Genomic DNA, 13047 nt, shown 5'->3' with positions numbered 1-13047 from the left:
TCGGGTTCGTTTCGATGCGCCGCGCGTCGCGCGCGCGGCCGGTTCGTCGTCTCGTATGAAACCGCGCTCAGCCCTTCACCGCGCCCGCCGTCAGGCCGCGCACGAAGTAGCGGCCGGCGATCACGTAGACGAGCAGCGTCGGCAGCGCGGCGATGATCGCGCCCGCCATGTCGACGTTGTATTCCTTCACGCCCGTCGACGTGTTGACGAGGTTGTTCAGCGCGACCGTGATCGGCATCGAATCGACGCCGGAGAACACGATCCCGAACAGGAAGTCGTTCCAGATCTGCGTGAACTGCCAGATCAGGCACACCATGAAGATCGGCAGCGACACCGGCAGCAGGATCTTCGTGAAGATCGTGAAGAAGCCCGCGCCGTCGATGCGCGCCGCCTTCACGAGCTCGGCCGGCACGCTCACGTAGAAGTTGCGGAAGAACATCGTCGTGAACGCGATCCCGTACACGACGTGCACGAACACGAGGCCGGGAATCGTGTTGGCGAGGCCCAGCATCCCCTGCAGGCGCGCCATCGGCAGCAGGATCACCTGGAACGGGATGAAGCAGCCGACCAGCATCATCGTGAACAGCGCGTCCGCGCCGCGAAAGCGCCAGTGCGTGAGCACGTAGCCGTTGAACGCGCCGATCAGCGACGAGATCAGCACGGCCGGGATCACCATCTGCAGCGAATTCAGGAAGAACGGCTTCATGCCGTCGCAGCGCACGCCGGTACAGGCCCCGCTCCACGCCTTCACCCACGGATCGAGGGTCCAGTGCGTCGGCGGCGTCAGCAGGTTGCCGGTGCGCAGCTGGTCGAGATCCTTGAACGACGTCGACAGCATCACGTAGATCGGGAACAGGAAGTACAGCGCGAACAGGATCAGGGCGGCGTAAATGACCGCTCGGCTGAGGGTCGGCTTAGGCTGCATTGCGAGTGCTCCTCGATTCCATATACATCAGCGGCACGAGCACGGCGACCACGGTCGCGAGCATCATCACCGACGATGCGGCGCCGAGGCCGAGCTGGCCGCGGTTGAACGAAAACGTGTACATGAACATCGCCGGCAGCGACGACGACGTGCCGGGCCCGCCCGCCGTCAGCGCGACGACGAGGTCGAAGGTCTTGATCGTGATGTGGCAGAGGATCAGCAGCACCGAGAAGAACACCGGGCGCATGCTCGGGATCACGATCTTGCGGTAGATCGTCGGCAGCGTCGCGCCGTCGACCTGCGCGGCCTTGAAGATCTCGCTGTCGACGCCGCGCAGGCCCGCGAGGAACAGCGCCATCACGAAGCCCGTCGATTGCCACACGGCCGCGATCACGACGCAGAAGATCGCCTTGTCCGGATCGTCGAGCCAGCCGAACGAGAAGCTCGTCCAGCCCCAGTCGTGCATCACCTTCTCGAGGCCGAGGCCCGGGTTCAGGATCCACTGCCACGCGGTGCCGGTCACGATGAACGACAGCGCCATCGGGTACAGGAAGATCGCGCGCAGCGCGCCTTCGTTGCGAATCCTCTGGTCGAGCAGGATCGCGAGAAAGAGGCCGAGCGCGACGCAGATCGCGATGAACGGAATGCCGAACCAGCCGAGGTTCGCGGCGGAGGTCCACCACACGTCGTTCTGGAACAGGTCCGTGTAGCGGCCGAAGCCGTCGAACGCGTAGTTCGGCAACAGCCGCGACCGGGTCAGCGACAGATAGCCGGTAATCAGGATGAAGCCGTAGATGAACACCACGGCGATCGCCACGCTGGGCGCGAGCACGAGCTTCGGTATCCAGCGGTCGGCGAAGGCCGACATCGGCGACGTGCGCCTGACGGCAGCGCCGGATCCGTTTCCGCTAAGAGGGGCAGCCACTTGATTCGACTCCTGGAACGAGAGTGACGCCGGCCAGACCGGGGCCGGCGTCGGGTGCGGCGCGGGCCCGGCGGGCGGGCCCGTTTGCTGCGCATGCAAAAACGCCCGGCGGATGAAACGGAGCGGGCCGGGCGTTCGTCGCGTGCGTTACTTCACCTTCGCGGCTTTCGCGAGCGCGGCGACCGCGCTCTTCGAATCCTGCTGCGAGTTCATGAACTTCGTCACGACGTCGGTGATCGCGCCGGCGGTCGCGTCGCCCTGCGCCATGCCGTGCGCGAGCGACGGCACGAAGCCGCCCGACTTGATCGCGGTCTGCTCGTCCGCATACGACTTCTTCGCGCAGTCGTCGAACTTGTCCATCTTCACGCCGAGGCGCACCGGCACCGAGCCCTTCAGCAGGCTGAACTGCTCCTGGAAGTCCGGCGTCATGATCGTCTTCGCGAGCGCGAGCTGGCCCGGCGTCGCGGCGCTCTGGCCCTTCTGCTGGAAGAACACGAACGAATCGACGTTGAACGTGTACGAATTCGCGGTGCCCGGCACCGGCGCGCAGATGTAGTCCTTGCCCGCCTTCTTGCCCGCGCCCTCGAACTCGCCCTTCGCCCAGTCGCCCATGAACTGCATGCCGGCCTTGCCGTTGATGACCATCGCCGTCGCGAGGTTCCAGTCGCGGCCGTTGCGGCCACTGTCGAAGTAGCCCTGGATCTTGCGCACGGTATTGAACACGTCGAGCATCTGCGGCGACGTCAGCGTCGCCGGGTCGAGATCGACGAGCGCCTTCTTGTAGAACGCGGGGCCCTGCGACAGCACGACGTCTTCCCACAGCGTCAGGTCCTGCCACGGCTGGCCGCCCATCGCGATCGGCTGGATGCCCGCGGCTTTCAGCTTGTCGGCGACTGCGAAGAATTCGGGCCAGGTGGCCGGCGCCTTCGCGCCGATCTTGTCGAGCGCGGCCTTGTTGATATAGAGCCAGTTCACGCGGTGCACCGAGAACGGCGCGCCGACGGTGTGGCCCTTGTACTTCATGATCTTGTCGATTTCCGGCGGCAGGTTCTGCTTCCAGTCGCCGGTTGCCTGGTCGATATTGACGAGCACGCCCTGGTCGGCCCAGTCCTGGATCAGCGGACCCTTGATCTGCGCGGCCGACGGCGCGTCGCCGCTGATCACCTTGGTCTTCAGCGCGGTCATCGCCGCTGCGCCCGCGCCGCCCGCGACCGCGAAGTCCTTCCAGACGTAGCCCTGCTTCTGCAGGTCGTCCTTCAGCACGCCGACGGCCTTCGATTCGCCGCCCGAGGTCCACCAGTGCAGCACCGTCACATTCTCGGCCGCCTGCGCCGCCGCGGCGCCAGCCATCAGGCCTGCGGCGCACAGCGCGCCCATGATCGCGCGAACTTTCATTACTTATCTCCTCCAGACTGAATCAACTCGTGAGGTCCCCTCGGGGGAACCGGCTTCTTGGTGACGACGGGGAAATCGAGCCGCGAGACGCTGCGCGCGTACGGGGCCGACGACCGGCCGGGCTCTTACAGAAAGCGTGACTTGAGATTCAACGGCGTGTCTCCTCTTGTGTTTCTGGCCCGCCACGACGCGGCGCGAGCCCGGGGCCGACGACGTGCGCACGATGCGCGTCGTCAATGTCCGATAACATTCGGCACATGGTGCTCCCGGCGACGAAGGACGCGCTGTTGCATCGACCGCGCTTCATTTTTTCTTCGTCCGGGTGCTACCCCTTGCGGCGGATTGTAGTTAAACTACAATTCAGTGTCAAAAATATTTTTATCGCACTACGGATCGCTTCAAAGCACCCCAACCCGGGCGGAGACACATGCATACCGATTCCAGCTTTACCTTCGTACTTTTCGGCGGCACCGGCGACCTGTCGATGCGCAAGATCCTCCCGGCGCTGTTCGAGGCGCACCGCGCAAGCATGCTGGCGGAAGGCGGCAAGATCGTCGCGGTCGCGCGGCATTCGGCCGATCTCGCCGAGTATCTCGAGTGGGTCGAGGAACACGTGAAGCCGCACGCGGCGAAGGCATCGCGCGGCGCATTCGACGAGGCCGCCTGGAAAAGCTTCGTCGAGCGCATCGTGTACGTGAAGCTCGATCTCGGCCGTGCGGAAGACTACGCAGTGCTGCGCGACACGGTCGGCCAGCTGTCCGGCATCCGGGTGTTCTATCTCGCGACGGGCCCGTCGCTGTTCGTGCCGATCTGCAAGGCGCTCGCGTCGGTCGGCCTGAACCAGGGCTCGCGCATCGTGCTCGAGAAGCCGCTCGGCTACGACCTGCGCTCGTCGAACGCGATCAACGACGCGGTCGGCGAGATCTTCGCGGAAGACCAGATCTACCGCATCGACCACTACCTCGGGAAGGAGCCGGTGCAGAACCTGCTCGCGCTGCGCTTCGGCAATGCGCTGTTCGAGCCGCTGTGGCGCCGCGAGTGGGTCGAGAGCATCCAGATCACGATCGCCGAGGAGCTCGGCGTCGAGGCGCGCGGCGATTTCTACGACAACACCGGCGCGCTGCGCGACATGGTGCAGAACCACCTGCTGCAGTTGCTGTCGATCGTCGCGATGGAGCCGCCGCACTCGATGGATTCCGATTCGGTGCGCGACGAGAAGCTGCGCGTGCTGCGTGCGCTGAAGCCCGTCGATCCGCGCGACATCGGCAAGGTCGCGGTGCGCGGCCAGTATCACGCGGGCGTGATCAAGGGCGCGCAGGTGCCGGCCTACGCGACCGAGCCGGGCGTGAAGCCGGACAGCCCGACCGAGACCTTCGTCGCGCTGAAGGTGGAAATCGAGAACTGGCGCTGGGCCGGCGTGCCGTTCTTCCTGCGCACCGGCAAGCGGCTCGCCGACCGCGTCGCGGAGATCGTCGTCAACTTCCGTCCGGTGCCGCACTCGGCCCTCGGGCCGACCGCGCTGCGCCCCGGCGCGAACCGCCTCGTGATCCGCCTGCAGCCGAACGAGACGATCCGCCTGTACTGCCTCGCGAAGCAGCCCGGCGAAGGGATGAACCTCGCGAGCGTGCACCTCGACCTCGCGTTTGACCAGTTCTTCAAGGAAGGGCAGATGGAGGCGTACCAGCGCCTGCTGCTCGACGTGATCAACGGCCGCCTCGCCCTCTTCGTGCGCCGCGACGAGCAGGAAGCCGCATGGCGCTGGGTCGAGCCGATCCTGAACGAATGGGCGCGCTCGCTGAAGCCGCCGAAGCCGTATGCGGCCGGCACGTGGGGGCCGGCCGCGGCGAGCGCGATGCTCGCGCAGCACGGCACCTGCTGGCTCGAAGAAGAGAACTGATGCAATGGGCGGGCGCTGCGCACGCGGCGCCCGCCGTCGTACCCAAACACCATACGATTCAACAGACAACAGCAGTCCGGAGGAGATGTGATCGAGATTCACGCTTTCGACACCCAGGAAGCGCAAGGCGAGGCGCTCGCGCAGGCCGTCGGCGACGCGCTGCGCGCGGCGCTCGCCCGCCCCGCGCGCGCGACGCTCGCGGTGTCCGGCGGCACCAGCCCGCGCCCGTTCCTGCAGACGCTGTCGCACGCGGCACTCGACTGGACCGGCGTCGACGTCACGCTGGTCGACGACCGCTGGGTGCCGGAAGACGACGCCGCGAGCAACGCGCGCCTCGTGCGCGACACGCTGCTGCAGCATGCGGCCGCGCCCGCCACGTTCCTGCCGCTCGTCGACACCGGCGCCGCGCTCGACGCGCACGTCGCCGCGCTGAACGCGAACCCCGCGCACCGCCTGCCCGACGTCGCGGTGCTCGGCATGGGCGAGGACGGCCATACCGCGTCGATCTTCGCCGACGCGCCCGAATGGGATCACGCGATCACGACTGCCGAACGCTTCGTCACCGTGCATCCCGGCGCCGCGCCGCATGCGCGCGTGAGCTTTTCGCTCGACGCGCTCAAGCGCATCGACCGGCTGTTCCTGCTGATCGCGGGCAGCCGCAAACGCGAGGTGCTCGAGGCCGCCGCCTCGTCGCCGCAGAAGAACGCCATTTCGCAACTGGCCAACGACAAGGGGACCCAGCTCGATGTCTACTGGTGCGCAAAGTAAAGTTGCCGCCGCGGGCCAGCATGCCGACGGCCCGCGCCTGCTCGCGGACGTCGGCGGCACCAACGCGCGCTTCGCGCTGGAAACCGGCCCGGGCGAGATCACGCAGATTCGCGTCTACCCGGGCGCCGAGTATCCGACGCTCACCGACGCGATCCGCAAATACCTGAAGGACGTGAAGATCGCCCGCGTGAACCACGCGGCGATCGCGATCGCAAACCCGGTCGACGGTGACCAGGTCACGATGACCAACCACGACTGGAGCTTCTCGATCGAGGCGACGCGCCGCGCGCTCGGCTTCGACACGCTGCTCGTCGTCAACGACTTCACCGCGCTCGCGATGGCGCTGCCGGGCCTGACCGACGCGCAGCGCGTGCAGATCGGCGGCGGCGCGCGCCGCCAGAACGGCGTGATCGGGCTGCTCGGCCCCGGCACCGGGCTCGGCGTGTCCGGGCTGATTCCGGCCGACGACCGCTGGATCGCGCTCGGCAGCGAGGGCGGCCATGCGTCGTTCGCGCCGCAGGACGAGCGCGAGGATCTCGTGCTGCAGTACGCGCGCAAGAAGTTTCCGCACGTATCGTTCGAACGCGTGTGCGCGGGGCCCGGCATCGAGATCATCTATCGCGCGCTCGCCGCGCGCGACAAGAAGCGCGTCGCGGCAACCGTCGACACCGCCGAGATCGTCGAGCGCGCGCATGCGGGCGACGCGCTCGCGCTCGAGACGGTCGAGTGCTTCTGCTCGATCCTCGGCACGTTCGCCGGCAACATCGCGGTGACGCTCGGCTCGCTCGGCGGCGTCTACATCGGCGGCGGGGTCGCGCTGAAGCTCGGCGAGCTGTTCACGCGCTCGCCGTTCCGCGCGCGCTTCGAGGCGAAGGGCCGCTTCGAAGCGTATCTCGCGAACATCCCGACCTACCTGATCACCGCCGAATATCCGGCGTTCCTCGGCGTGTCGGCGATCCTCGCGGAACAGCTGTCGAACCGCTCGGGCGGCGCGTCGTCGGCCGTGTTCGAGCGGATCCGCCAGATGCGCGACGCGCTCACGCCAGCCGAGCGCCGCGTCGCCGACCTCGCGCTGAACCATCCGCGCTCGATCATCAACGACCCGATCGTCGACATCGCGCGCAAGGCCGACGTGAGCCAGCCGACGGTGATCCGCTTCTGCCGCTCGCTCGGCTGCCAGGGGCTGTCCGACTTCAAGCTGAAGCTCGCGACGGGCCTCACCGGCACGATCCCGATGAGCCACAGCCAGGTGCATCTCGGCGACACCGCGACCGACTTCGGCGCGAAGGTCCTCGACAACACCGTGTCGTCGATCCTGCAACTGCGCGAGCACCTGAACTTCGAGCACGTCGAGAACGCGATCGAGATCCTGAACGGCGCGCGGCGCATCGAGTTCTACGGGCTCGGCAATTCGAACATCGTCGCGCAGGACGCGCACTACAAGTTCTTCCGCTTCGGGATCCCGACCATCGCGTACGGCGACCTGTACATGCAGGCCGCGTCGGCCGCGCTGCTCGGCAAGGGCGACGTGATCGTCGCGGTGTCGAAGTCGGGCCGCGCGCCCGAGCTGCTGCGCGTGCTCGAAGTCGCGATGCAGGCCGGCGCGAAGGTGATCGCGATCACGTCGAGCAACACGCCGCTCGCGAAGCGCGCGACCGTCGCGCTCGAGACCGATCACATCGAGATGCGCGAATCGCAGCTGTCGATGATCTCGCGGATCCTGCATCTGCTGATGATCGACATCCTCGCGGTCGGCGTCGCGATCCGCCGCGCGGCGCCGAACGCGGAGCTGACCGAGGCCATCGCGCAGGCGAAGGCGCGCGCGAACGACGACGAGACCGCCGACGTGCTCGACTGGCTGAGCCACGGCGCGTCGCCGGCGGCGCGGGACGCGGCGAGGGACTGACGCGCGCGGTTGCGTCGCCCGCTCCATGAAAAAACGCCACCGGCGCATCGCGCGGGTGGCGTTTTTTTTATTCGGGGCCGCCGCTCAGGCGCCGGCGCTCGCCGGCCGGTCATGCCAGCGCAGCAACAGGGTTCGCCCGACGAAGCACAGCATGCCCGTCACGCCGATCGTCACGCCCATCGCGAACGGCGTGCCGTCCGCCAGCGCGCCGATCGCGACGCTCGCGAGCGCGCCGAGTGCGAGCTGCATCGCGCCGAACACCGCCGCCGACGCGCCCGCGTTGTGCGGATAGCGGTGCATCAGGTCGGTCGTGCAGTTCGCCGACAGGATCCCGACCACGCCGACGACGAAGAACAGGCACACCACGATCGACCACAGCCCGCCCCACCCCGTCAGTGCGACGAGCGCGACCGCGAGCGACGCGATGCAGCTGACGAGCGACGCCGCCGCGATGAGCCGCAGCGAGCCGACCCGCCCGACGAGCCGCGTGTTCGAGAAGTTGCCGATCATGATGCCGACCACGTTCAGGCCGAACAGCAGCCCGTAATGCTGCGGCGACACGTGGAAGTACTCGATGTAGACGAACGGCGTGGCCGTGATGTACGAGAACATCGACGCGAACGCCATGCCGCCGCACAGCATGTGGCCCCATGCGACCGGATCGGACAGGATGCGCCCGTATGACGCGAACGACGCGAGCACCGCCGCGCTCTTGCGCCGCTCCTTCGGCCAGGTCTCGGGCACGCGCAGGTACGCGGTCGCCGCACACAGCGCGCCGAACGCCGCGAGCACGACGAACACGCCGCGCCAGCCGGCGAAGCGCAGGATCTGGCCGCCGATGAGCGGCGCGAGGAGCGGCCCGACCGCGGTGACGATCGCCACCATCGACAGCACCTTCGCCGCATCGCTCGGTTCGTGCGCGTCGCGCGCGATCGCCCGCGCGAGCACCGACGCCGCGCCGGCGCCGAGCGCCTGCAGGAAGCGCACGACGATCAGCATGTCGATCGAGCCGGCCACGAAGCAGCCGATGCTCGCGAGCGTGAACAGCGCGATGCCGCCGAGCAGCACCGGGCGCCGGCCCCAGGTGTCGGACAGCGGGCCGTACAGCAGCATGCCGATCGAGAAGCCGGCCATGAAGCTCGTCAGCGTGCGCTGTGCGACGCCGGCGCTGACGGAGAAGCCTTGCGCGATCGACGGCAGGCTCGGGAGGTACATGTCGGTGGCGATCGGCCCGCAGGCGGCAAGCGCGCCGAGCAACAGGATCAGCCGGGCATCGGGCCGGCGACGGACGACGTGAGGCATGGGAATCCGCAATGGAGCCCGCGCGCATCGGGGCGCGCGGCGGTGAAGACGGGAGCGCGGCAGCCGGGTGCGGCGCCGCCAGGTCCATGATTGTACGCGCAACTTTTTCAGGCTACCTGATTCGGCGCCAACCGGCGCGCGCGGCGCGCCGCGCGCGCCGATTGGATTAAGCTTGCCTCCCTTGTCTGACCAATCCCCGCCTCGACCGAACCGATGACTGCTTTCCTGCTGATCTGGAGCCCCAAGAAATGGCCGTGGCCCGAGCTGCCCGACGTCGCCGCGCGCGTGAAGGCCGGCGAGGCCGTGCACGACGTATGGGGCTGCGGCTTCGCGCGCGGCATCCTGCCGGGCGACCGCGTCTTCCTGCACCGGGTCGCGAAGGAGCCCAAGGGCGTGTTCGGCTCCGGCTACGTGACGCGCGCGCCGTATGAGGTGCCCGATCCGTCGACGAAGCGCGGCTATCGCCTGTGCATCGACTTCGTCTACGACTGGCTCGTCGACGCGCACCAGGAGGTCGCGATTCCGCGCGATGCGCTGCGCGTGCACCCGTACTCGGTGCAGACCTGGGACGCGCAAACCTCCGGCACGTCGATCAAGCCGATGGTCGAAGGCCCGCTCGAGAAGCGCTGGGCCGAGCTGACCGGCAAGCGCAAGCCGCCGCGCTAGGGCCTGCCCCGAACCGCCCCAATCCCCCACGCGCCGAATGGCCGCATCCCGCCCGCCGGCTCGCCGCGCGCGTCTCCGGTACAATCAGACGATCGTTCCGCCCAGGCGCCGCGGCCCGTGCACAGGCCCGCCCGCGCCGCTCTCTCGCAGGTTTCGCTCATGTCCAACAATCAGATCCTCTTCGAACGCGCGCAGCAAACCATTCCCGGCGGCGTCAACTCGCCGGTCCGCGCGTTCCGCTCGGTCGGCGGCACGCCGCGCTTCGTGTCGCGCGCGCAAGGCCCGTACTTCTGGGATGCCGACGGCAAGCAGTACATCGACTACATCGGCTCGTGGGGCCCGATGATCGTCGGCCACGTCCATCCGGAAGTGCTCGCGGCCGTGCAGAAGGTGCTTGCCGACGGCTTCTCGTTCGGCGCGCCGACCGAAGCCGAGATCGAGATCGCCGAGGAAATCTGCAAGCTCGTGCCGTCGATCGAGCAGGTGCGGATGGTGTCGAGCGGCACCGAGGCGACGATGAGCGCGCTGCGCCTCGCGCGCGGCTTCACGGGCCGCAGCCGCATCGTCAAGTTCGAGGGCTGCTACCACGGCCACGCGGACAGCCTGCTCGTGAAGGCCGGCTCGGGCCTCCTGACGTTCGGCAACCCGACGTCGGCCGGCGTGCCCGCCGACATCGCGAAGCACACGACCGTGCTCGAATACAACAACGTCGCCAAGCTCGAGGAAGCGTTCGCCGCGTTCGGCGACGAGATCGCCGCGGTGATCGTCGAGCCGGTCGCCGGCAACATGAACCTCGTGCGCGGCACGCCGGAATTCCTCAATGCGCTGCGCGCGCTGTGCACGAAGCACGGCGCGGTGCTGATCTTCGACGAAGTGATGTGCGGCTTTCGCGTCGCGCTCGGCGGCGCGCAGGCGTACTACGGGATCACGGCCGACCTCACCTGCCTCGGCAAGGTGATCGGCGGCGGGATGCCGGCCGCCGCGTTCGGCGGCCGCCGCGACATCATGGCCCACCTCGCGCCGCTCGGCGGCGTCTACCAGGCGGGCACGCTGTCGGGTAACCCGATCGCGGTCGCCGCGGGCCTGAAGACGCTGCAGCTGATCCAGGCGCCCGGCTTCTACGACGCGCTGACCGCGCAGACGAAACGCCTCGCCGACGGCCTTGCCGCCGAGGCGCGCGCGGCCGGCGTGCCGTTCGCGGCCGATTCGATCGGCGCGATGTTCGGCCTCTACTTCGCCGAGCGCGTGCCGGCGAGCTTCGCCGAAGTCACGCAGAGCAACATCGAGCGCTTCAACCGCTTCTTCCACCTGATGCTCGACGAGGGCGTCTACTTCGCGCCGTCCGCATATGAAGCCGGCTTCGTGTCGAGCACGCACGACGACGCGGTGATCGACGCGACGCTCGCCGCCGCGCGCCGCGCGTTCGCCGCGCTGGCGGCCGCGTAACCCGGGGCCGCGCGGATGTTCTCGGATACCGATTTCGCCCACATGCAGCGCGCGCTCGCGCTCGCGGCGCGCGGCATGTATACGACGACGCCGAACCCGCGCGTCGGCTGCGTAATCGTCAAGGACGGCAACGTGATCGGCGAAGGCTTCACGCAGCCGGCCGGCCAGGATCACGCGGAAGTGCAGGCGCTGAAGGATGCGCGTTCGCGCGGCCACGATGTCGCGGGCTCGACCGTCTACGTGACGCTCGAGCCGTGCAGCCATTTCGGCCGCACGCCGCCGTGCGCGAACGCGCTGATCGACGCGCGCGTCGCGAAGGTCGTCGCGGCGATGGAAGACCCGAATCCGCAGGTATCGGGGCGCGGCCTCGGGATGCTGCGCGACGCGGGCATCGACGTGCGCTGCGGGCTGCTCGCGCATGAAGCGAGCGAGCTCAACATCGGCTTCGTGTCGCGGATGACGCGCGGCCGCCCGTGGGTGCGGATGAAGACCGCCGCGTCGCTCGACGGCCGCACCGCGCTGCCGTCCGGCGAGAGCCAGTGGATCACCGGCGACGACGCGCGGCTCGACGGCCACGCATGGCGCGCGCGCGCGTGCGCGATCCTCACCGGCATCGGCACCGTGCGCGAGGACAACCCGCAGCTGACCGTGCGCGGCATCGACACGCCGCGCCAGCCGCGGCGCGTGCTGGTCGACAGCCGGCTCGAGCTGCCGCTCGACGCGCGTCTGCTCGAAGGCGCGCCGCTCCTGATCTTCTGCGGCCGGCTCGACGAAGCGGGCGTTGCGCGCGCGGCGGCGCTGAAGGCGCGCGGCGCGGAAATCGTGCCGCTGCCGAACGCGCACGGCAAGGTCGACCTGCCGGGCATGCTGACGGCGCTCGGCGCACGCGGCATCAACGAGCTGCACGTCGAGGCGGGCCACAAGCTGAACGGCTCGCTGCTGCGCGAACACTGCGTCGACGAACTGCTGGTCTACCTCGCGCCGAGCCTGCTCGGCGCCGACGCGGCCGGCATGTTCGACCTCGCCGCGCCGGCAAGCCTCGACGCGCGCGCGCGGCTCACGTTTCACGGCATCGAGCGGATCGGCGACGATCTGCGGATCCTGGCGCGCTTCGCGCCGCCCACCGCCTCTCATTGAACGGAATCGTCACGATGTTTACCGGAATTGTCGCGGCAGTCGGCCGCATTGAATCGATCAAGCCGCTGGGCGCGTCGCCGGACGCGGGCGTGCGCCTGACCGTGAAAGCCGGCGGGCTCGATCTCGCCGACGTCGCGCTCGGCGACAGCATCGCGATCCAGGGCGCGTGCATGACGGTGATCGAGAAGACTGCCGACGCGTTCGACGTCGAAGTGTCGCGCGAGAGCCTGAACCTCACGGTCGGCCTTGCGGAGCCGGGCGACGTCAATCTCGAGAAAGCGCTGCGCGCGCACGACCGGCTCGGCGGGCACATCGTGTCGGGCCACGTGGACGGGCTCGGCACGGTCTCGCACTTCGCGCCGGTCGGCGAGTCGCACGAGCTGCGCATCGTCGCGCCGCGCAAGCTCGGCCGCTATCTCGCGTACAAGGGTTCGATCACGGTGAACGGCGTAAGCCTGACCGTGAACTCGGTTGCGGACCGCGCCGACGGCTGCGAGTTCTCGATCAACCTGATTCCGCATACGGTCGAGGTGACGACGCTGCGTCACCTGAAGGCAGGCAGCCAGGTGAATCTCGAAATCGACATGATCGCGCGCTATGTCGAACGGATGCTGTCGACGTCGCCTTCGGCAAGCACGCCGCAGGACTGATCGCCCTGCTCCGGCGCGCGCCTGTCGACA

At 68.5% G+C, this 13047-nt stretch carries 11 protein-coding genes; 7 read left to right on the top strand and 4 right to left on the bottom strand.

Annotated elements, in window-relative coordinates; genetic code table 11:
* Nucleotides 1-67 precede the first annotated feature (67 nt).
* The 3 genes from ACFIMZ_RS05140 to ACFIMZ_RS05130 all read right to left on the bottom strand — a co-directional run bounded on the left by ACFIMZ_RS05140 (nt 68) and on the right by ACFIMZ_RS05130 (nt 3245).
* Complete coding sequence (locus ACFIMZ_RS05140) at nt 68-925, bottom strand: carbohydrate ABC transporter permease (RefSeq protein ID WP_431821695.1); 858 nt, start codon at nt 923-925, stop codon at nt 68-70.
* Nucleotides 915-1850: a carbohydrate ABC transporter permease gene (locus ACFIMZ_RS05135; RefSeq protein WP_431821694.1), complete on the bottom strand. Its 936-nt coding sequence runs from the start codon at nt 1848-1850 to the stop codon at nt 915-917. Before ACFIMZ_RS05135 ends, ACFIMZ_RS05140 begins: the two co-directional genes overlap by 11 nt.
* 147 nt (nt 1851-1997) lie before the next feature.
* Nucleotides 1998-3245 (bottom strand): ABC transporter substrate-binding protein, encoded by a 1248-nt coding sequence (locus ACFIMZ_RS05130; protein WP_431821693.1) that lies wholly within the window; start codon nt 3243-3245, stop codon nt 1998-2000.
* 427 nt (nt 3246-3672) lie between these two features.
* Between ACFIMZ_RS05130 and zwf the strand changes: the two genes are divergently transcribed.
* The 3 genes from zwf (at nt 3673) to ACFIMZ_RS05115 (ending at nt 7816) form a co-directional block, all read left to right on the top strand.
* Nucleotides 3673-5142: a glucose-6-phosphate dehydrogenase gene (gene zwf, locus ACFIMZ_RS05125; RefSeq protein ID WP_431821692.1), complete on the top strand. Its 1470-nt coding sequence runs from the start codon at nt 3673-3675 to the stop codon at nt 5140-5142.
* 87 nt (nt 5143-5229) lie between these two features.
* Nucleotides 5230-5910 (top strand): 6-phosphogluconolactonase, encoded by a 681-nt coding sequence (gene pgl / locus ACFIMZ_RS05120; protein WP_431821691.1) that lies wholly within the window; start codon nt 5230-5232, stop codon nt 5908-5910.
* Nucleotides 5888-7816 carry a bifunctional transcriptional regulator/glucokinase gene (locus ACFIMZ_RS05115; RefSeq protein WP_431821690.1) on the top strand — a complete coding sequence of 643 codons (1929 nt, stop codon included), beginning with the start codon at nt 5888-5890 and terminating at the stop codon, nt 7814-7816. Before pgl ends, ACFIMZ_RS05115 begins: the two co-directional genes overlap by 23 nt.
* Before the next feature lie 84 nt (nt 7817-7900).
* On the opposite strand, the gene ACFIMZ_RS05110 is transcribed toward ACFIMZ_RS05115, so the two are convergent.
* The gene (locus tag ACFIMZ_RS05110; protein WP_431821689.1) at nt 7901-9118 is read right to left on the bottom strand and encodes a Bcr/CflA family multidrug efflux MFS transporter; all 1218 of its coding nucleotides are present in this window, start codon (nt 9116-9118) and stop codon (nt 7901-7903) included.
* Nucleotides 9119-9331: 213 nt separating this feature from the next.
* Here ACFIMZ_RS05110 and ACFIMZ_RS05105 point away from each other — a divergent pair, with 213 nt between their 5' ends.
* The 4 genes from ACFIMZ_RS05105 to ACFIMZ_RS05090 all read left to right on the top strand — a co-directional run bounded on the left by ACFIMZ_RS05105 (nt 9332) and on the right by ACFIMZ_RS05090 (nt 13017).
* Entirely contained in the window at nt 9332-9784 is a 453-nt protein-coding gene (locus ACFIMZ_RS05105) for a hypothetical protein (protein WP_431821688.1), read from the top strand.
* 159 nt (nt 9785-9943) lie between these two features.
* Nucleotides 9944-11230: a glutamate-1-semialdehyde 2,1-aminomutase gene (gene hemL, locus ACFIMZ_RS05100; RefSeq protein WP_431821687.1), complete on the top strand. Its 1287-nt coding sequence runs from the start codon at nt 9944-9946 to the stop codon at nt 11228-11230.
* A gap of 15 nt (nt 11231-11245) precedes the next feature.
* Nucleotides 11246-12367 carry a bifunctional diaminohydroxyphosphoribosylaminopyrimidine deaminase/5-amino-6-(5-phosphoribosylamino)uracil reductase RibD gene (gene ribD / locus ACFIMZ_RS05095; RefSeq protein ID WP_431821686.1) on the top strand — a complete coding sequence of 374 codons (1122 nt, stop codon included), beginning with the start codon at nt 11246-11248 and terminating at the stop codon, nt 12365-12367.
* 14 nt (nt 12368-12381) lie between these two features.
* Nucleotides 12382-13017, top strand: coding sequence for a riboflavin synthase (locus ACFIMZ_RS05090; RefSeq protein WP_431821685.1), 636 nt, complete (start codon nt 12382-12384; stop codon nt 13015-13017).
* Nucleotides 13018-13047 lie beyond the last annotated feature (30 nt).

Source organism: Burkholderia sp. F1 (assembly GCF_050813845.1).
Classification (GTDB): domain Bacteria; phylum Pseudomonadota; class Gammaproteobacteria; order Burkholderiales; family Burkholderiaceae; genus Burkholderia; species Burkholderia ubonensis.
This window is presented reverse-complemented; position numbering and strand designations above follow the sequence as displayed.